This is a genomic window from Variovorax sp. OK605 (genome assembly GCF_900115445.1).
GTDB lineage: Bacteria > Pseudomonadota > Gammaproteobacteria > Burkholderiales > Burkholderiaceae_C > Variovorax.
Map to the genome: position 1 here is coordinate 652,278 of NZ_FOWL01000002.1, position 18,395 is coordinate 670,672.

At 66.7% G+C, this 18,395-nt stretch carries 16 protein-coding genes; 3 read left to right on the forward strand and 13 right to left on the reverse strand.

Annotated elements, in window-relative coordinates; all coding sequences use genetic code 11:
• Positions 1-16 precede the first annotated feature (16 nt).
• Together BM013_RS07465 and BM013_RS07470 are read right to left on the reverse strand one after the other, a co-directional pair.
• Positions 17-511: a GNAT family N-acetyltransferase gene (locus BM013_RS07465; RefSeq protein WP_256221417.1), complete on the reverse strand. Its 495-nt coding sequence runs from the start codon at positions 509-511 to the stop codon at positions 17-19.
• Between the two features lie 83 nt (positions 512-594).
• Positions 595-1,437, reverse strand: a complete 843-nt coding sequence (locus tag BM013_RS07470) for an NAD(P)-dependent oxidoreductase (protein WP_093124756.1) — start codon at positions 1,435-1,437, stop codon at positions 595-597.
• Between the two features lie 94 nt (positions 1,438-1,531).
• Here BM013_RS07470 and BM013_RS07475 point away from each other — a divergent pair, with 94 nt between their 5' ends.
• The gene (locus BM013_RS07475; RefSeq protein WP_177225430.1) at positions 1,532-2,476 is read left to right on the forward strand and encodes a LysR family transcriptional regulator; all 945 of its coding nucleotides are present in this window, start codon (positions 1,532-1,534) and stop codon (positions 2,474-2,476) included.
• Between the two features lie 24 nt (positions 2,477-2,500).
• On the opposite strand, the gene fghA is transcribed toward BM013_RS07475, so the two are convergent.
• The 6 genes from fghA to BM013_RS07505 form a co-directional block, all read right to left on the reverse strand.
• Positions 2,501-3,379, reverse strand: a complete 879-nt coding sequence (gene fghA, locus BM013_RS07480; RefSeq protein WP_093124761.1) for an S-formylglutathione hydrolase — start codon at positions 3,377-3,379, stop codon at positions 2,501-2,503.
• Positions 3,376-4,296 (reverse strand): alpha/beta fold hydrolase, encoded by a 921-nt coding sequence (locus BM013_RS07485; protein WP_093124764.1) that lies wholly within the window; start codon positions 4,294-4,296, stop codon positions 3,376-3,378. Before BM013_RS07485 ends, fghA begins: the two co-directional genes overlap by 4 nt.
• Before the next feature lie 122 nt (positions 4,297-4,418).
• On the reverse strand, positions 4,419-5,525 hold the full coding sequence (locus tag BM013_RS07490) for an S-(hydroxymethyl)glutathione dehydrogenase/class III alcohol dehydrogenase (RefSeq protein ID WP_093124767.1): 1,107 nt from the start codon (positions 5,523-5,525) through the stop codon (positions 4,419-4,421).
• A gap of 40 nt (positions 5,526-5,565) precedes the next feature.
• Positions 5,566-6,237: a glutathione S-transferase family protein gene (locus BM013_RS07495; RefSeq protein ID WP_093124769.1), complete on the reverse strand. Its 672-nt coding sequence runs from the start codon at positions 6,235-6,237 to the stop codon at positions 5,566-5,568.
• Positions 6,234-7,100: an aromatic ring-hydroxylating oxygenase subunit alpha gene (locus BM013_RS07500; protein WP_093124772.1), complete on the reverse strand. Its 867-nt coding sequence runs from the start codon at positions 7,098-7,100 to the stop codon at positions 6,234-6,236. The genes BM013_RS07495 and BM013_RS07500 overlap by 4 nt, the downstream gene beginning before the upstream one ends.
• Positions 7,101-7,109: 9 nt before the next feature.
• Entirely contained in the window at positions 7,110-7,856 is a 747-nt protein-coding gene (locus tag BM013_RS07505; RefSeq protein ID WP_093124774.1) for a Rieske 2Fe-2S domain-containing protein, read from the reverse strand.
• Positions 7,857-7,978: 122 nt separating this feature from the next.
• Between BM013_RS07505 and BM013_RS07510 the strand changes: the two genes are divergently transcribed.
• Together BM013_RS07510 and aroQ are read left to right on the forward strand one after the other, a co-directional pair.
• Positions 7,979-8,950, forward strand: coding sequence for a LysR family transcriptional regulator (locus BM013_RS07510; protein ID WP_093124776.1), 972 nt, complete (start codon positions 7,979-7,981; stop codon positions 8,948-8,950).
• 38 nt (positions 8,951-8,988) lie between these two features.
• Positions 8,989-9,435 (forward strand): type II 3-dehydroquinate dehydratase, encoded by a 447-nt coding sequence (gene aroQ, locus BM013_RS07515; protein ID WP_093124778.1) that lies wholly within the window; start codon positions 8,989-8,991, stop codon positions 9,433-9,435.
• 151 nt (positions 9,436-9,586) lie between these two features.
• Here aroQ and BM013_RS07520 read toward each other — a convergent pair whose 3' ends face one another.
• From BM013_RS07520 to dnaK, 5 genes are all read right to left on the reverse strand, one after another.
• The gene (locus BM013_RS07520; protein WP_256221418.1) at positions 9,587-11,158 is read right to left on the reverse strand and encodes a SpoVR family protein; all 1,572 of its coding nucleotides are present in this window, start codon (positions 11,156-11,158) and stop codon (positions 9,587-9,589) included.
• Positions 11,155-12,447, reverse strand: a complete 1,293-nt coding sequence (locus BM013_RS07525; RefSeq protein WP_093124781.1) for a YeaH/YhbH family protein — start codon at positions 12,445-12,447, stop codon at positions 11,155-11,157. Before BM013_RS07525 ends, BM013_RS07520 begins: the two co-directional genes overlap by 4 nt.
• A 78-nt stretch (positions 12,448-12,525) precedes the next feature.
• Positions 12,526-14,448, reverse strand: a complete 1,923-nt coding sequence (locus tag BM013_RS07530; RefSeq protein WP_093124783.1) for a PrkA family serine protein kinase — start codon at positions 14,446-14,448, stop codon at positions 12,526-12,528.
• Positions 14,449-15,179: 731 nt separating this feature from the next.
• Complete coding sequence (gene dnaJ / locus BM013_RS07535) at positions 15,180-16,325, reverse strand: molecular chaperone DnaJ (RefSeq protein WP_093124786.1); 1,146 nt, start codon at positions 16,323-16,325, stop codon at positions 15,180-15,182.
• Between the two features lie 109 nt (positions 16,326-16,434).
• Positions 16,435-18,372 (reverse strand): molecular chaperone DnaK, encoded by a 1,938-nt coding sequence (gene dnaK, locus BM013_RS07540; protein ID WP_093124788.1) that lies wholly within the window; start codon positions 18,370-18,372, stop codon positions 16,435-16,437.
• Positions 18,373-18,395 lie beyond the last annotated feature (23 nt).

Genomic DNA, 18,395 nt, shown 5'->3' on the forward strand with positions numbered 1-18,395 from the left:
CGAATGCAGGTGGGGTTCAGCCCACGCGCCACGGCGGGCGCGAGGGCGACCAATGGTAGGCGATGCGTTCGCGCCCGCTGGTCGGGTGGCGGTCGACCGTGCCGCGCTCGAGGCCGTAGCGTTCGTAGAAGCGCTGCGCGCTGGCGTTGGTGGTGGCCACGTGCAGCCGCCAGCCGGTCGGGATGCGCACGCAGGCCTCGTCGAGCAGGGCCTTGCCCAGCCCCTGGTTGCGCAGGTGGGGCTCGACGAAGAGCTGGGCCACGTACTCGCGCCGCACCAGCAGCACCATGAACGCCAGCACCTGGCCGTCGCGCTCGGCCAGCACCACGTCGGCGGGCGGGCCGAACTCGGTCTGCACGCGGCGCAGCCAGTGGCCGATGGGCTCGATGGCGGCGGCGCCCCGGTTGGCCGAGATCCAGGCGCGGCGCCAGATGCCGGCCAGCACCATGTTTTCTTCAGGGCTGCCTTCGCGCGACCGCAGTTCGAAGGCGGGGATTTGAGCGGCGGACATGCGAACCATGATACGGCGCTGAACGCCTCCGTGAACGCCTCCGTGAACGTCGCCGTGAGCGCCCCCGTGAACCCGCTCGCGGATCAGGCTTGCCCGAATGCCGACCAGTCCTTGCCGCCCATGCCCCGGTCGATGGCCGCGTGCATGCGCTGCTGCACGATGCGCGCGGCGGGCAGCAGCACCTGCCTTGCCGCGCCCGCGTCGAGCGCCAGGTCGACGTCCTTCAGCCCCAGCGTGAGCTTGAAGCCGGGTTCGTAGTCGCCCGTGGCGATGCGCTTGCCGTAGCGCTGGTAGCTCGGGCTCGCGAACAGCGTGTTGGTGACGATGTCGAGAAAGTCCGCGCCCTTCAGCCCGTAGGACTCGCCCAGCGCCACGGCCTCGGACATGGCCTCGATGGCCAGCGAGATCATCATGTTGCCGGCGATCTTGGCCACGTTGGCGCGCAGCGGATCGTCGCCGAGCGGCCACACGCGCTGGCCCATCGCGTCGAGCAACGGGCGCACCGCGGCCAGTGCCTGCGCGGGCCCGGCCGCGACGATGTTGAGCTGCGCCGCCGCCGCCACGGCCGGCACGCCGAACACCGGCGCGGCGACGTAGGCCACGCCCGCTGCGTCGTGCAAGGCGACCAGTTCCTCGGCCAGCGCGGGCGAGATCGTGGCCATCATCACGTGCACGCAACCGGGCCGCGCCGAACGCAAGGCGCCCGAATCGACGATCACGCCGCGCACGGCCGCGTCGTCGGCCAGCATCGTGAGCACGACTTCGCGCTGGAAGGCCGCGGCCGGCGAGTCGAGCAGCGTGACGCCTTCGAGCGCCTCGGCGGGGGCCGGGTTGCGGTTCCACACCGCCACCTGGTGGCCTGCCTTGACGAGGTTCGGCACCATGGCCGCGCCCATGCTGCCGATGCCGATGAATGCTGTGTCCATTGGGTTGATCTCCGCGATGAAAGCCGGCCAGTCTGCCGCCGCGCACGGTGCGTGGGTAGTGCGTGCGAATGCAAAAACGCTATACGCTCGCCGCATGCAAAAGACCCCGGCCACCGCCGCCGCAGACCGCATCGAGCTGCTGCAGACCTTCGTTCGCATCGTCGAGGCGGGCAGCCTCTCGGCGGCGGCGCAGCAGATCGGCGCCACGCAGCCCACCGTGAGCCGGCGGCTCCAGGCGCTGGAGCGTTCGCTCGGCGTGAAGCTGCTGCAGCGCTCCACGCATGCGATGAACCTGACGGAAGACGGCGAGCGCTGCTACGAGCGGGCCAAGGACATGGTGGCCCACTGGGAAGCCCTGCAGTCCGACCTGCGCGGCTCGCACGAAGACCCCGAAGGCACGCTGCGCGTGGTGGCGCCGCACGCGTTCGGCCAGCACCAGCTGCTGGGCCCGCTCGCGGCGTTCCTGCGCCGCCACCCGCGCGTGCGCGTGGAGTGGATGCTGCGCGACGGCACGCCCGACTTCATCACCGAGAACATCGACTGCGCGATCCAGGTCGGCGAGGTGACCGACCCCTCGGTCATCGCGATCAAGCTGGCCGACGTGCCGCGCATCGTGGCCGTGGCGCCGTCGGTGCTCGGCGGGGCCGCGCCGCCGAAGGACGTGGAGGCGCTGGCCTCGCTGCCGTGGGTGGCGCTCAGCATGTACTACCGCGACGAGGTCGAGCTGCGCTGCCTGCGCAGCGGCGAGCAGCGCCGCATCGCCATTCGCCCGCAGATGACGACCGACAGCCTCTATGCGCTGCGCAACGCGGCGCTGCTGGGGCTCGGCGTGTGCGTGGCGTCGGCCTGGGCGTTGCGCGAGGACATCGCGCGCGGCGACCTCGTGCACCTGCTGCCGACCTGGCAGGCCTCGCCGCTGCCGATGTACCTGGTCTATCCGCCCGCGCGCTTCTATCCGGTGCGGCTGCGCCGCTTCCTGGACATGGTGCGCGAGGCGATGCCCGAGACGGTGGGCGAGCGCGGGCTCATCGAGCCCTGAGCGTGCCGCCGCTCCTGCCGATGTTCAGGCGCGCAGCGTCTGCGCGTGGTGCGCGATGTGGTCGGCCATGAAGCTCTGGATGAAGTAGTAGCCGTGGTCGTAGCCCGCATGGCGGCGCAGCGTGAGCGGCTGGCCGGCGGCGAAGCAGGCGGCCTCGAACACCTCGGGGTACAGCTGCTCGGCCAGGAATTTGTCGGCCAGCCCCTGGTCGATCAGGATGCCCTGCGGGTAGGGCGCCGTCACCTGCGACTTCATGAGCGCGCTGGCGTCGTGCGCCAGCCACTGCGCGCGGTCGGCGCCCGGCTCGCCCAGGTAGCCCGCGAATGCCTTCTCGCCCCACGGGCATTGCGTGGGCGCGCAGATCGGCGCGAAGGCCGAGACCGACTTGAAGCGCCCCGGATGCCGCAGCGCCAGCGTGAGCGCGCCGTGCCCGCCCATCGAGTGGCCGAAGATGCCGATGCGTTCGCCGTCGATGGCGAAGTGCTGCGCCACCAGCGGCAGCAGCTCTTGCACGATCCAGCTTTCCATGCGCCAGTGCGTGGCCCACGGCTCGGCCAGCGCGTCGAGGTAGAAGCCCGCGCCGATGCCGAAGTCCCAGCTGTCCTTGGCGCCGGGAATGGCCTCGACCCCGGCACCGCGCGGGCTGGTGTCGGGCGCGATCAGCGCGATGCCCAGGCTCGCGGCCATGCGCTGCGCGCCGGCCTTGACGGCGAAGGTTTCCTCGTTGCAGGTCAGGCCCGCCAGGTAGAGCAGGGCGGGCACGCGCTCGTTCGCGGCCTGCGGCGGCAGGTAGACCGAGAAGCGCATCGGCAGGCCGATTTCATGCGACGCGTGTTCGTGAAAGCTCTGCACGCCGCCGAAGGCGTGATGCTCGGAGAGGGTCTTGGGTGTGTGGTCGGTCATGAGGTTTTCTTGTGCGGCGTCCGCAGGGCGGGCACCAGCTCCAGCACGGCGTCGGCGAAGGTGCGCGGCGCTTCCTGCGGCATGTTGTGGCCCACGCCGGGCACCAGGCGGTGCGAGCGCGGCCCGCTGAAGCGGTGCGCGTGCGCCGACGGTTGCGCCGGTGGGCGCACGCCGTCGTCGATGCCGTCGAAGGTGATGGTGGGCACGCCGATGGCGGGCTGGGCCGCGAGGCGGCGTTCGATGTCGGCGTAGGCCGGGTCGCCCGGCACGAGGCCGAAGCGGTGGCGGTACGACTGGATCACCACGTCCACGAAGTCGGGGTGGTCGAACGCGGCGGCGCTGCGCTCGAAGGTCGCGTCATCGAACTGCCAGGTGGGCGACCACAGCTTCCACAGCAGCCTGGTGAAGCCCTTGCGGTCCTGCGCCAGCCCGGCGCGGCCGCGCTCGCTGTGAAAGTAGTACTGGTACCAGAGGCTGTGCTCGTTGGCCGGCGTGTCCGGCACCATCGCCTTCGCGATGTTCTGGATGTTGTAGCTGTTGAAGGACACCAGCCCCGCCACCCGCTCGGGCCACAGCGCCGCGACCACGCAGGCGGCGCGGCCGCCCCAGTCGTAGCCGGCCAGCACCGCGCGCTCGATCTCCAGTGCGTCGAGCAGCGCGAGCAGGTCCGCGCCCAGCGCGGCCTGTTCGCCCGAGCGCGGCGTGGCGTCGCTCAGGAAGCGCGTGGCGCCGTAGCCGCGCAGGTACGGCACGATCACGCGGCAGCCCTGTTCGGCCAGCATGGGCGCGACTTCCGCGTAGGTGTGGATGTCGTACGGGAAGCCGTGCATCAGCAGCACCGGCGCACCGTCGGCGGGGCCGGCTTCGAAGTACGCGACTTCGAGCACACCGGCCTCGATCTTGTGCAAGGGTTCCATTCTTGGCGTCACGAGGTCACCTCCAAAGAGAGCGCTGATGTCTGTTCCAGGAACACCGCGGAACCGGCTTTGCCGGGCCGCTGGTGTGGAGAAGCGACACGAAGTGCGCGAAGCCTGGGGGGTCAGTAAATAACGACGCCGCGGATCGACTCGCCGCGCTTCATCAGGTCGAAGCCCTTGTTGATGTCCTCCAGCGGCATGGTGTGCGTGATCAGGTCGTCGATGTTGATCTTGTTCTCCATGTACCAGTCGACGATCTTCGGCACGTCGGTGCGTCCGCGCGCGCCGCCGAAGGCCGAGCCTTCCCACTTGCGGCCCGTGACCAGCTGGAACGGGCGCGTGCTGATTTCCGCGCCGGCTTCTGCCACGCCGATGATGATGCTGCGGCCCCAGCCCTTGTGCGTGCACTCCAGCGCCTGGCGCATCACCTTGGTGTTGCCGATGCACTCGAAGCTGTAGTCCGCGCCGCCGTCGGTCAGCTGCACGATGGCGTCGACCACGTTCTCGGTGTCCTTCGGGTTGATGAAGTGCGTCATGCCGAACTTGCGGGCCATGGCCTCGCGCTCGGGGTTCAGGTCGACGCCGATGATCTTGTCGGCGCCCACCATCTTGGCGCCCTGGATCACGTTCAGGCCGATGCCGCCCAGGCCGAACACCACCACGTTGGCGCCGGCTTCCACCTTGGCCGTGAAGATCACCGCGCCGATGCCGGTGGTCACGCCGCAGCCGATGTAGCAGACCTTGTCGAACGGGGCGTCTTCGCGGATCTTGGCCAGCGAGATCTCGGGCGCGACCGTGTAGTTGCTGAACGTCGACGTGCCCATGTAATGGAAGATCGGCTTGCCGTCGAGGCTGAAGCGCGAGGTGGCGTCGGGCATCAGGCCCTTGCCCTGCGTGCCGCGAATGAGCTGGCACAGGTTGGTCTTGCGGCTCAGGCAGAACTTGCACTGGCGGCATTCGGGCGTGTACAGCGGAATGACGTGGTCGCCCTTCTTGAGGGTGGTGACGCCGGGGCCCACGTCGACCACGATGCCCGCGCCTTCATGGCCCAGGATGGCGGGGAAGATGCCTTCGGGGTCGGCGCCCGAGAGCGTGTAGTAGTCGGTGTGGCAGATGCCCGTGGCCTTGATTTCCACCAGCACCTCGCCGAACTTCGGGCCTTCGAGGTCCACGGTTTCGATGGTGAGCGGCGCTCCGGATTTCCACGCGACGGCGGCTTTGGTTTTCATGGTGTTGGGTTCTTCAGAAAGCGGAAGGGGATGAGGATACTCAGGCGGGGCCAGCAGGGAAGATACCCGACATGCCGATGAACCCGTGCAGGTGCCGGAAATCCCAGACCCAGTTTCGCAGTGCGGGAAATTCGTCCAGCGAAATGCCGCCTTCGCCGGCCAGCGCGACATAGGGGAAGCAGGCGAGGTCGGCAATGGTCGGCTCGGGCGCCGAGGCCAGCCAACGCAGGCCGTGGCCGGCCTGCTCCGCGAGGTGGTCGTCGAGCACGCGGAACACCGCGCGCGCGCCGGCCCGGCAGGCCTCGATGTCGAGGTGGTGGTAGCCCAGCGCGTCGTGCAGCCGCGCGGCCGAGGCGGTGCGGGTGATCTCGTCGGCGGTGGCCAGCCACATCGCGACCTGGCCGCGCAGCTTCGGGTCGGCGGGGTACCAGTGGCCTTGCGGGCCAGGTGGGCTGGGTGGGCTGGGTGGGCCGTAGCGGCTCGCCAGGTAGACCAGGATGGCCTGCGCGTCGCGCAACACGAAGCCGTCGTCGTCGATCACCGGGAGCTGGCCCAGCGGGTTGACGTTCGCCAGGAACGCGGCCGACCTGTGGGCGCGTCCCGGGAAGAAGTCGACCGGCACGGCCTGGTACGGCAAGCCGAGCCATGCCAGCATCTGGCGCACCTTGAAGCAGTTGCCCGACAGCGGGTAGTCGTAGAGCTTCATCGTCATGCCGCGGCCCTCACGCCGAAGCGCATGCCGCGTTCTCGCAGCCAGCGCCGGTAGGTGACCGACGAGGTGTCGCCGCGCGTCGGCGTCTCGGCGCGGCCTTCGAGCGGCATGCGCTTGAAGGCGTGGTTCTCCAGGATGGGCTTGTCCTGCCCGAAGATGGTGTGCTGGAAGGCGATGAGCTCGGCGTCGGTGGAGTCGTCGTCGTAGCAGGCCAGCAGCGTGTGGGCGATCACGTGTTCTTCGTCCACGGGCTGCAGGAACAGGCCGATGGCGTCGAGTTCGCCCGCGCGAAAGCTCGACTTGTAGAGCATGGCCGAGAAGGGCTGCATCACGCGGTACTTGTAGAGCACCTCGCTGCCCGAGTCGTGCGCGGCCGAGGCGCGCGGCTGCCAGAAGCGGCAGTCGGTGGCCCAGATCTCGCCGGTGGCCGGTTCGACCTGCACCTGGTACTGCGCAACCTCGGTGTGCGGCACCTTGCCGAGGTAGTCGGCATGCACGAAGGGGAAGTGCGCCATGTCGAGGAAGTTCTCGATCACGCGCAGGCCCGACACCGCCACGCCGATGCCGCCGCAGTCGATGGTGCGTCGGCCGGGCTCGCTGTATTCGGGGAAGTCGAACAGCGGGCGGGCGGGGCGGCCGCTGGGGCAGGCCCAGAGGTAGCCGTAGCGGGACTGCACGGTGAGCGGCTGGCCGCCCAGGCTGCCATGCGGCGCGCCGTCGGCATCGGTCCAGAGCTGCACGGTTTCGCCGAGCAGGCGGGTGGTGCGCGGTGCGGACGCCGACGCAGACGCGGACACGGGCGTGGCCGGGCCGATGACGAGCCAGTCGTCCAGCATGTTGGGGTCGTCGGTGACGAAGGGCATGGGGGTCTTTCAGCCGAGGGCTTCGATGTCGCCGCGCAGGCTGCGCGCGGCGGTGTGCAGGGCCTGCATGGCGGCGGAACCGGGAGCTGCGCAGGTCCAGAGGTGGACGAAGGCGAGGCGGGGCTGGGCGTCGAGCACCAGGGCGGCGGTGTCCACGCCGTCGAGCGGACCGCGCCAGCCGCCAGTGGCTTCGCCGGCGGCCAGGCCGCGCCGGGCCAGCGTCTCGCGCACCGTGGCGGCCGGCGCGCGAACGGTCAGCGTGCGGCAGAAGTGCCAGCCGGCGGGCACGGCGCCGGCCAGTGCGGGCGGGGCCGGTGGGGCCGGTGGGGCCGGTGGAGCAGGTGGGGCAGGTGGGGCAGGTGGAGAGGTCGGAGCGGGCGAGGCAGATGGCATCTCCGGTGACAGGCGAACCCACAGCATCCCCGCGGCCTCCGCCGTTGCGAAGGTCTTCGCGCACACGTTGCGCGGCGCCTGCATGGCCGGATGCGCCGGAATGCGCGTGCACTGTCCGCTGCCGGCCGCGTACTCCCAGCCGTGGTACGCGCAGGCCAGGCGGTTGTCGATCACCTGGCCCAGCGTGAAGCGCACGCTGCGGTGCGGGCAGCGGTTTTCCCAGGCCTGGGCCGTGCCGTCGGCCGCGCGCCAGAGGGCGAGCTCCTGGCCTTCGGCGAAGCCGGCGACGATGTTGGCGCCGGGGCGCAGGCCGGCGCTGGGCGCCACGGGGTGCCAGGTGGCTGTGTCTTGTGTGTCGTTCATGGATCGTGGGGGGGGAACGTCGGGCCGCGGGGCGCAGCGCCGGTGATACCGTACCGCTTCCACCGCACCGATGAAAGCCACATGAAGAGACGCAACTTTTCATTCCTGAAACGCTGGGCGCCATGAGCCGCATCGACCTCGTCCTGGTCGAGGCCTTCGTGCTGGTCGCCACGAGCGGCAGCCTCACCCGCGCCGAAAGCCTTTCGGGCACCTCGAAGGCCACGCTGAGCCGGCAGCTCGTGCGGCTCGAGGAACTGCTGGGCGCGCAGCTGCTCATGCGCGGCTCGCGCCGCATCACGCTCACCGAGGCGGGCCGCGCCTTCTTCTTGCGCGCCGAAGGGCTGCTCGACGAAGTGACCGGCCGGCTCGAAGCCGCGAGCACCGAGATCCACGAGCTGACGACGGGTGTGTCGGGCAGCCTGTCGTTGCTGTCGGACACGCAGTTCAGCACCTCCTTCGTCTGCCACGTGGTCAAGCTGTTCCTGGAGTCGCACCCGAACGTGCGCTGCCAGCTCGACGTGGCCAACGGCTTCCACGCGGCGCGCATCGCCGACGTCGACTGCTACGTGTGCTCCGAGCCGCCCGATGCGCCGAACCTGGTGGCCAAGCTGCTGGGGCGGCTGAACTACGGGCTGTATGCGAGCCCGCAGTACCTGGCGCGCCACGGCACGCCGTCGTCGCCGCACGAGCTGGCGCGGCACCAGTCGATCGTGATGAAGGCGCCTTCGTCGGGCGCCGCGCAGGTGCTGCTGGTGTCCGGGGCGTCGAGCTTCGCCTTTCGCCCCGAGCCGGCGTTCGAGACCAACGACCACTGGGTCATGAAGACCTTCTGCATCGACGGCCTGGGCATCGCGCTGCTGCCTGCCTTCTTCGTCAAGCCCGAAGTGGCGCAGGGCGTGCTCGCGCCGGTGCTGCCCGCGTGGCAGCCCGAGCCGCGGCGCATCTACTGCGCCTACCAGCGCCAGCGCTACATGGGCCAGAAGCTGCGCGCCTTCGTGGACCTGATGGCGCGCTGCGTGGTGGACATCGACTCTTACAACTACTACGTCGGTTCGTCAGCGGCCAAGCGCCGCAAGACGGTCGCGAGACCATAATTGGCGCCCCCGGCACAGACCTTCGACCCTCATCCATCATGAAGAAAATCCTCGTCCTCAACGGCCCCAACCTCAACCTGCTCGGCACGCGCGAGCCCGAACAGTACGGACGCGACACGTTGGCCGACGTGGAGCGGCTTTGCAAGGAAACCGGCGCGAAGCACGGCGTCGAGATCGAATGCCGCCAGTCGAACCACGAAGGCGTGCTGGTCGACTGGATCCAGGAGGCCGGCCGCGAAGTGGCGGCGGGCAACATGCTGGGCGTGGTGATGAATCCCGGCGCCTACACGCACACCTCCATCGCGCTGCACGACGCCATCAAGGGCGCGAGCGTGCCGGTGATCGAGCTGCACATCTCGAACGTGCATGCGCGCGAAGAGTTCCGCCACCGCTCGTACATCTCGCCGGCGGCGCGCGGGATCATCGTGGGACTGGGCGTGAAGGGCTACACGCTGGCTATTGCTGCGCTGGTTCCTTCGGCTTGAGTTCTGGGGGCGTTTGTTCGGGGCCCGTTTGTTCAGGGCGGGTGCACAGGCCGCCGGGTACTCCCCTGCGCGAATGTCCCCCGGGGCGTCGCCCCTCCTCCTTTGTTTCGGTGCGGGGAGCACCCGACGCCCCGAAGACCAGCGCGATCAGTCAGTACTGCTGCTTCGGCGCCGCGGCCTTCCAGCTGCGGCTGATGCGGCCCTGGTTGTCGATGCTCTCCAGGTGCACGTCGAAGCCCCAGAGCCGCGCGACGTGCTTGAGCACTTCTTCCGCGCCGTCGTGCAGCGGCAGGTTGTTGCGCTGCGTGTGGCGCAGCGTCAGCGAGCGGTCGCCGCGCGTGGCCACGTTCCACACCTGGATGTCGGGCTCGCGGCTGCTGATGTCGTACTGGCGCGAGAGCGACTCGCGCAGCGACTGGTAGCCGCTGTCGTCGTGGATGGCGGACACCTGCAGCTCCGACTCGCTCTGGTAGTCGCGAATGGAGAACAGCCGGAAGTCGCGCATGGTCTTCGGGCTCAGGAACTGGCCGATGAAGCTCTCGTCCTTGAAGTTGCGCATGGCGTAGTCGAGCGTGGTGAGCCAGTCGGAGCCCGCGAAATCGGGGAACCAGCGGTGGTCTTCCTCGGTCGGCTTCTCGCAGATGCGGCGCAGCTCGGTGTACATCGCAAAGCCCAGCGCATAGGGGTTGATGCCACTGTAGGCGCGGTGCCCCACGGGCGGCTGGTAGATCACGCCCGTGTGCGAGCTCAGCCATTCCATCATGAAGCCGTCGGCCAGCTGCCCGCGGTCGTACATGGTGTTGAGCAGCGTGTAGTGCCAGAAAGTGGCCCAGCCTTCGTTCATGACCTGGGTCTGGCGCTGCGGATAGAAGTACTGCGCGATCTTGCGCACGATGCGCACCACCTCGCGCTGCCAGGGCTCGAGCAGCGCCGCGTTCTTCTCGATGAAGTACAGCAGGTTTTCCTGCGGCTCCGACGGGAAGCGCTTCGACGAATCGGACTCCGCCGCCTGTTCGCTGCGCCGCGGCAGCGTGCGCCACAGGTCGTTCACCTGCTGCTGCATGTGGCGCTCGCGCTCGGCGCGCTGCGCACTCTCCTGCGCCAGCGAGCGCTTCTGCGGCCGGCGATAGCGGTCCACGCCGTAGTTCATCAGCGCGTGGCACGAGTCGAGCAGTTCTTCCACCGCGTCGAGGCCGTGGCGCTCTTCGCACTCGGCGATGTAGTGCCGCGCGTAGACGAGGTAGTCGATGATCGACGACGCGTCGGTCCACATGCGGAACAGGTAGTTGCCCTTGAAGAAGCTGTTGTGGCCGTAGGCCGCATGCGCGATCACCAGGGCCTGCATGGCCATGGTGTTTTCTTCCATCAGGTAGGCGATGCACGGATCGGAGTTGATGACGATCTCGTAGGCCAGCCCCATGTGGCCGCGCTTGTAGTTCTTCTCGGTGGCGATGAACTGCTTGCCGTACGACCAGTGCCTGTAGATCATGGGCATGCCCACGCTGGCGTAGGCGTCCATCATCTGCTCGGCCGTGATCACCTCGAGCTGGTTGGGGTACGTGTCGAGCCCGTAGCTCCGGGCGGTCTTGGCGATCTCGGTGTGGTAGGTCTCGATGAGATCGAAGGTCCAGTCCGAGGGGCTGGGCAGGCGCTCGAGCCGGGGCAGGCTGCTGGCCAGCGGGGGGGCGGAGATGCCGGAGATGCCGGAGATGACGGAGCTCATGACGTGACCCCTTCCTTCTTGAACAGGTCGCGGAAAACCGGGTAGATGTCCTGCGCGTCGGACACCTTGCGCATCGCGAAGTTGGGCTGCACGCCCTCGAGCTGCTGGTACTCCTGCCACAGGTTCTGCTCGGTCTCGGCCACTTGCACGTACGCGTAGTAGCGCACCACCGGCAGGATGTCGTTGACCAGCAGTTCGCGGCAGCGGCCGCTGTCCTGGTGCCAGTTGTCGCCGTCGCTGGCCTGTGCGCCGTACACGTTCCATTCGCCGCTCGGGTAGCGCGCCTTGATGATCTCGTCCATCAGCACCAGCGCGCTCGACACCACGGTGCCGCCGGTCTCGGTGGCGTGGAAGAACTCTTCCTCCGTCACTTCCTGCGCCTGCGTGTGGTGGCGCAGGAACACCAGGTCGATGGTCTCGTAGTGCCGCGTGAGAAACATGTACAGCAGCATGAAGAAGCGCTTGGCCATGTCCTTGCGCGCCTCGTCCATGGAGCCAGACACGTCCATCAGGCAGAACATCACGGCCTTGGCGCTGGGCACCGGCGTCTTCACGCGGTTGCGGTAGCGCAGGTCGATCGGGTCGATGTAGGGCACGTGCCGCATGGTGCGGCGCAGCTCGGCGATGCGCTCTTCCGTCTCGCGGATCTCCTTCTGGATCAGCGCCTGGTCGGCCTGCGGATGCTGCTTCAGGTGCTCGAGGTGCGCCTCGAGGCGCTTGAGTTCCTTGCGCGGTTCGCCGCCGAGCGCGATTCGCCGCGCCAGCGCGCCGCGCATCGAGCGCACCACGTGAAGGTTGTTGGGCGAGCCGTCGCTGGTGAAGCCGGCGCGGTGGCTCTTCCACTCGGGCACGTCGGCGATCTGCGTGCGAATAAGGTGCGGCAGCGCGAGGTCGTCGAAGAACACGCGCATGAACTCTTCGCGCGTCAGGCGAAAGACGAAGTCGTCCTCGCCTTCTCCGCTGTCGCTGGCCTCGCCGCTGCCGGAACCGCCGCCGCCCCCGCCTTCGGGGCGCTTGATGCGGTCGCCCTTCAGGTACTCCTGGTTGCCGGGGTGCACGTACTCGCGGTCGCCGCCACGGGCGTGGCCGAACACGGGTTCGGACACGTCGTGGCGCGGCAGGGTCACGTCTTCGCCTTGCTCCAGTTCGCGGATATTGCGCCCGCTCACCGCGCGCCGCACCGCCTCCTGGATCTGCCCCTTGTAGCGCCGGAGAAAGCGCTCTCGGTTGCCAATGGACTTGTTCTTGCCCGATAGCCGGCGGTCGATGATCTGCTGCAGGATGGCCACGATGGTGTCAAAGCTCCTTGCAAAGAAGAGGGAAGAACAGGGCGCTTTACGCAGCGCCCTGGTTGCTGTGAACCCTTGCTATGAACTCTTGCGCACGCGCAGATACCACTCGCAGAGCAGGCGCACCTGCTTGGCCGTGTAGCCCTTCTCGACCATGCGCGTGACGAAGTCCTCGTGCTTCTTCTGCTCGTCGGCACTGCTCTTGGTGTTGAAGCTGATCACCGGAAGCAGCTCTTCGGTGTTGGAGAACATCTTCTTCTCGATCACCGAACGCAGCTTCTCGTAGCTGGTCCACGCCGGGTTGCGCCCGCTGTTGCCGGCCCGCGCACGCAGCACGAAGTTGACGATCTCGTTGCGGAAGTCCTTCGGGTTGCCGATGCCGGCGGGCCGTTCGATCTTCTCGAGCTCGGCGTTGAGCGAGGCGCGGTCGAACACCTCGCCGGTGTCCACGTCGCGGAACTCCTGGTCCTGGATCCAGTAGTCGGCATAGGTCACGTAGCGGTCGAAGATGTTCTGGCCGTACTCGCTGTAGCTCTCGAGGTAGGCGGTCTGGATCTCCTTGCCGATGAACTCCGCATAGCGCGGCGCCAGCAACTCCTTGATGTAGCTGATGTACTTCTGCTCGACCTCGGGCGCGAACTGCTCGCGCTCGATCTGCTGCTCTAGCACGTACATCAGGTGTACCGGGTTCGCGGCCACCTCGGAGCTGTCGAAGTTGAAGACCTTCGAGATGATCTTGAACGCGAAGCGCGTGGACACGCCGCTCATGCCTTCGTCGACGCCCGCGTAGTCGCGGTACTCCTGGATCGATTTGGCCTTGGGGTCGGTGTCCTTCAGGTTCTCGCCGTCGTACACCTGCATCTTGCTGAAGGTGCTGGAGTTCTCCGGCTCCTTCAGCCGCGTGAGCACCGAGAGCTGGGCCATCATGCGCAGCGTTCCCGGGGCGCAGGGCGCCTGGGCCAGCGACGAGTTGCGCACCAGCTTCTCGTAGATCTTGATTTCTTCCGAGGCGCGCAGGCAGTAGGGCACCTTGACGATGTAGATCCGGTCGAGGAACGCCTCATTGTTCTTGTTGTTGCGGAAGGCCTTCCACTCGCTCTCGTTGCTGTGCGCCAGCACGATGCCGTCGAACGGGATGGCGCCGAAGCCTTCCGTGCCCTTGAAGTTGCTTTCCTGCGTGGCGGTCAGCAGCGGGTGCAGCACCTTGATGGGCGCCTTGAACATTTCCACGAACTCCAGCAGCCCCTGGTTGGCCAGGCACAGGCCGCCGGAGTAGGCGTAGGCGTCGGGGTCGTCCTGGGCATAGGTCTCGAGCTTGCGGATGTCGACCTTGCCGACCAGCGAGGAAATGTCCTGGTTGTTCTCGTCGCCGGGCTCCGTCTTGGCCACGGCGATCTGCCGCAGCACGGACGGGAAGCGCTTGACGACCTTGAACTGGCGGATGTCGCCGCCGTACTCCTCGAGCCGCTTGACGGCCCAGGGCGAGAGAATTCGATTCAGGTAGCGGCGCGGGATGCCGTATTCCTTTTCAAGAATCTCGCCGTCCTCGAGCGTGTCGAACAGGCCGAGCGGAGATTCATTGACCGGCGAGCCCTGGATGGCGTAGAAAGGCACGTGCTCCATGAGCTGCTTCAGGCGCTCGGCGATCGAACTCTTGCCGCCGCCCACCGGGCCCAGCAGGTAAAGGATTTGCTTCTTTTCTTCCAGCCCTTGCGCGGCATGGCGGAAATAGGACACCACCTGTTCTATGGCGTCTTCCATGCCATAGAACTCCTTGAACGCCGGATAGATCTTGATGACCTTGTTGGCGAAGATGCGCGAAAGCCGGGGGTCGTTGCGGGTGTCCACCAGCTCGGGTTCGCCAATGGCCTTGAGCATGCGCTCGGAAGCCGTGGCATACGCCGTGGGGTCGCGCTTGCAGATATCCAGGTACTCCTGCAGCGAGATGACTTCCTCGCGAGTGCGCTCGTAGCGGGCGGCAAAGTTGCTGATCACATCCATGGTCACGCCTCCATCAAGTCAGTGGGCTTTTGGCCCGAAAGCCTGCAGCGATGGCATGCGCAACTTTCAAGGTGTGCCTGCCCGTGGCTGCATGCCGCGGAAAACTCCCCTTACAACATTCTGCTAACAATCAGCATAAAGCAAAGACCGAACCCGGTGAATCATTTTTTAATTCAGAACCCTGCCGTCAAGTAAAGTTCCGCCAAAAAACGAGAACGAATTTTCAAATTCAAGTTAAATTCAAAAGCTCGCTTTCTTAATAATCTCCGGGTGAAATACCTATGCCGAATGGCTACCGTCCATTTCTGCGTTTCTCCGGAAAAGCGTCGCCTATTGAGCCTGCGTGCTCAATAAAATCAGCCCCTTCCTTCAATAACGCGCGACCCCTCGTTTGGTTTATTGCACATCCGAAAAAAATATAAAAGCAATCCTCGCGCCACTTCTGCATGAGCAGCTTGCGCCTGTACGCGTGGGAAAGCGACGCGGATGCGAGTCGGCGCGTTCCGAGACAGGGCGCACGACACCCTTGCGGTGCGTCGTGGCGGTTCGGAAGGCTTTGTTGCACCACCTTGAGGCGCCAGCCATGAAAAAGGGCCGCTGAGCGGCCATTGCTGGGAGAGGTGCTGCCACCGGAAGTGAAATCTCCGGTGTTACATGCTGGAGGAGAGGGGACGAGCACCAGATGCTCGCCCGCCTTTGGTGCCTGCGTTGCACAGGCCCCCCGTACCGACTCAGCTGAAGAATTCCTTCGCCTTGTCGAACCAGCCCTTGTCGGTCGGGCTGTGCTTCTCGCCGCCCTTCTTGAGCGACTCGTCGAGCTCCTTGAGCACCTTGCGCTGGTGCTCGGTGAGCTTCACCGGCGTCTCGACGCGCACGTGGCAGTACAGGTCGCCAGGGTAGCTCGAGTTCACGCCCTTGATGCCCTTGCCGCGCAGGCGGAACTGCTTGCCGCTTTGCGTGCCTTCGGGAATGTCGATGGCCGCCGCGCCCTTGAGCGTGGGCACGTTGATCTCGCCGCCCAGCGCCGCCGTGGTCATGCTCACGGGCACCACGCAGTGCAGGTTGTCGCCGTCGCGCTCGAAGATGTCGTGCTTCTTCAGCCGGATCTCGATGTACAGGTCGCCCGGCGGGCCGCCGTTGACGCCCGGCTCGCCGCTGCCGGTCACGCGCATGCGCTGGCCATCGTCGATGCCGGCGCGGATCTTCACTTCGAGCGTCTTGTTGCGCTTGATCTTGCCCTGGCCGTGGCACACGGTGCAGGGCTCGGGAATGATCTTGCCGCTGCCGTGGCAGGTCGGGCAGGTCTGCTGCACGCTGAAGAAGCCCTGGCGCATCTGCACCGCGCCCGCGCCGTGGCAGGTGGTGCAGGTGATGGGCTTGGTGCCGGGCTTGGCGCCCGAGCCGTGGCAGGTGTCGCATTCGTCCCAGGTGGGAATGCGGATCTCGGTGGTCTTGCCTTCCGCCGCTTCCTCGAGGGAGATCTCCATCGCGTAGCTCAGGTCGCTGCCGCGGAACACCTGGCGGCCGCTGCTGGTGCGCCCGCCCCGGCCACCGCCGCCGCCGAACACGTCGCCGAAGATGTCGCCGAAGGCCTCAGCGAAGCCGCCGAAGCCTTCCGCACCCGGGCCGCCGCGCATGTTGGGGTCGACACCGGCATGGCCGTACTGGTCGTAGGCCGCGCGCTTCTGTCCGTCGGACAGCATTTCGTAGGCTTCCTTCACCTCCTTGAACTTGGCCTCGGCGTCCTTGCTGGTGTCGCCGTGGTTGCGGTCGGGGTGGTGCTTCATCGCGAGCTTGCGATAAGCCTTCTTGATTTCTTCCTCGCTCGCGTTCTTGGGGACGCCGAGGGTTTCGTAGTAGTCGCGTTTGGTGGCCATGGCAGGTCGGTCGGGGGCTCGAAGGGGCAGCGGGAACTCGGTAACTTTTGAAGCGAGAAAGGCTGGAGCACCCTTTCAGGTGTTCCAGCCTTGCTGAAGGTGCTGAAGATCAGCCCTTCTTGACTTCCTTGACTTCGGCGTCGACCACGTTGTCGTCGGCCTGCGCGTGTGCAGCAGCTTCCGCGCCAGCCGGACCGGAGGCGGCCGAGGCGCCGGCCGCGGCCTGCGATTCGGCATACATCTTCTCGCCGAGCTTCTGGCTTGCGGTCATCAGCGTGTTGGTCTTGTCCTCGATGGCGGACTTGTCTTCACCCTTGAGGGCTTCTTCCAGGTCCTTGATCGCGGCTTCGATCGCGTCCTTCTCGGCGGCTTCCAGGGTCGCACCATGTTCGCCCAGCGACTTCTTCACGCTGTGCACCATGGCTTCGCCCTGGTTGCGGGCCTGCACGATCTCGAGCTTCTTCTTGTCGTCTTCGGCGTTGAGCTCGGCGTCCTTCACCATCTTCTGGATCTCGTCTTCGCTCAAGCCCGAGTTCGCCTTGATGGTGATCTTGTTTTCCTTGCCGGTGCCCTTGTCCTTCGCGCCGACGTGCAGGATGCCGTTGGCGTCGATGTCGAAGCTCACTTCGATCTGCGGCGTGCCGCGCGATGCCGGCGGAATGCCTTCGAGGTTGAACTCGCCCAGTGCCTTGTTGCCCGAGGCGATGTCGCGCTCGCCCTGGAACACCTTGATGGTCACGGCCGGCTGGTTGTCTTCCGCGGTCGAGAAGGTCTGTGCGAACTTCGTCGGGATCGTGGTGTTCTTGGTGATCATCTTGGTCATCACGCCGCCCATCGTCTCGATGCCGAGCGACAGCGGGGTCACGTCCAGCAGCAGCACGTCCTTGCGGTCGCCCGAGAGCACCTGGCCCTGGATGGCGGCGCCGACAGCCACGGCTTCGTCGGGGTTCACGTCCTTGCGCGGTTCCTTGCCGAAGAAGGCCTTCACCTTTTCCTGCACCTTGGGCATGCGGGTCATGCCGCCGACCAGGATCACGTCGTTGATGTCGCTCACGCTGATGCCGGCGTCCTTGATGGCCAGGCGGCAAGGCGCGATGGTGCGCTCGACCAGCTCGTCGACCAGGCTTTCCAGCTTGGCGCGGGTGAGCTTGATGTTCAGGTGCTTCGGACCCGAGGCATCGGCCGTGATGTAGGGCAGGTTGATGTCGGTCTGCGCGCTGTTCGACAGTTCGATCTTGGCCTTTTCAGCGGCTTCCTTCAGGCGCTGCAGTGCCAGCACGTCCTTGCTGAGGTCGACGCCCTGGTCCTTCTTGAACTCGCCGATGATGTAGTCGATGATGCGCTGGTCGAAGTCTTCGCCGCCCAGGAAGGTGTCGCCGTTGGTCGACAGCACTTCGAACTGCTTCTCGCCGTCGACGTCCGCGATCTCGATGATCGACACGTCGAAGGTGCCGCCGCCCAGGTCATACACGGCGATCTTGCGGTCGGCCTTGTCCTGCTTGTCCAGGCCGAAGGCCAGGGCCGCGGCGGTGGGCTCGTTGATGATGCGCTTCACGTCGAGGCCGGCGATGCGGCCGGCGTCCTTGGTGGCCTGGCGCTGGGCGTCGTTGAAGTAGGCCGGCACCGTGATCACGGCTTCGGTCACGGTTTCGCCGAGGTAGTCTTCGGCGGTCTTCTTCATCTTGCGCAGGATGTCGGCGCTGACCTGTTGCGGGGCCATCTTCTTGCCGCGCACTTCCACCCATGCGTCGCCGTTGTCGGCCTTGGCGATGGTGTAGGGCATCAGGTCGATGTCCTTCTGGACTTCCTTTTCCCCGAACTTGCGGCCGATGAGGCGCTTGATCGCGTACAGCGTGTTCTTGGGGTTGGTGACGGCCTGGCGCTTGGCCGAGGCACCGACCAGCACTTCACCGTCTTCCTGGTACGCGACGATCGACGGCGTGGTGCGCGCACCTTCCGAGTTCTCGATCACACGCGTGGTGTTGCCTTCCATGATCGACACGCACGAGTTGGTGGTGCCGAGGTCGATGCCGATGATCTTTGCCATGTTCTGTACTCCTGAAAGCCTGA

What these genes read in the sequence shown, in the direction of transcription:
- aroQ (WP_093124778.1), top strand. Translation starts at nt 8,989, where the DNA reads ATGAAGAAAATCCTCGTCCTCAACGGCCCCAACCTCAACCTGCTCGGC.
- BM013_RS07510 (WP_093124776.1), top strand. Translation starts at nt 7,979, where the DNA reads ATGAGCCGCATCGACCTCGTCCTGGTCGAGGCCTTCGTGCTGGTCGCC.
- BM013_RS07470 (WP_093124756.1), bottom strand. Translation starts at nt 1,437, where the DNA reads ATGGACACAGCATTCATCGGCATCGGCAGCATGGGCGCGGCCATGGTG.
- BM013_RS07530 (WP_093124783.1), bottom strand. Translation starts at nt 14,448, where the DNA reads ATGGATGTGATCAGCAACTTTGCCGCCCGCTACGAGCGCACTCGCGAG.
- BM013_RS07490 (WP_093124767.1), bottom strand. Translation starts at nt 5,525, where the DNA reads ATGAAAACCAAAGCCGCCGTCGCGTGGAAATCCGGAGCGCCGCTCACC.
- dnaJ (WP_093124786.1), bottom strand. Translation starts at nt 16,325, where the DNA reads ATGGCCACCAAACGCGACTACTACGAAACCCTCGGCGTCCCCAAGAAC.
- BM013_RS07475 (WP_177225430.1), top strand. Translation starts at nt 1,532, where the DNA reads ATGCAAAAGACCCCGGCCACCGCCGCCGCAGACCGCATCGAGCTGCTG.
- dnaK (WP_093124788.1), bottom strand. Translation starts at nt 18,372, where the DNA reads ATGGCAAAGATCATCGGCATCGACCTCGGCACCACCAACTCGTGCGTG.
- BM013_RS07520 (WP_256221418.1), bottom strand. Translation starts at nt 11,158, where the DNA reads ATGAGCTCCGTCATCTCCGGCATCTCCGGCATCTCCGCCCCCCCGCTG.
- BM013_RS07465 (WP_256221417.1), bottom strand. Translation starts at nt 511, where the DNA reads ATGTCCGCCGCTCAAATCCCCGCCTTCGAACTGCGGTCGCGCGAAGGC.
- fghA (WP_093124761.1), bottom strand. Translation starts at nt 3,379, where the DNA reads ATGACCGACCACACACCCAAGACCCTCTCCGAGCATCACGCCTTCGGC.
- BM013_RS07505 (WP_093124774.1), bottom strand. Translation starts at nt 7,856, where the DNA reads ATGAACGACACACAAGACACAGCCACCTGGCACCCCGTGGCGCCCAGC.
- BM013_RS07495 (WP_093124769.1), bottom strand. Translation starts at nt 6,237, where the DNA reads ATGACGATGAAGCTCTACGACTACCCGCTGTCGGGCAACTGCTTCAAG.
- BM013_RS07485 (WP_093124764.1), bottom strand. Translation starts at nt 4,296, where the DNA reads ATGGAACCCTTGCACAAGATCGAGGCCGGTGTGCTCGAAGTCGCGTAC.
- BM013_RS07500 (WP_093124772.1), bottom strand. Translation starts at nt 7,100, where the DNA reads ATGCCCTTCGTCACCGACGACCCCAACATGCTGGACGACTGGCTCGTC.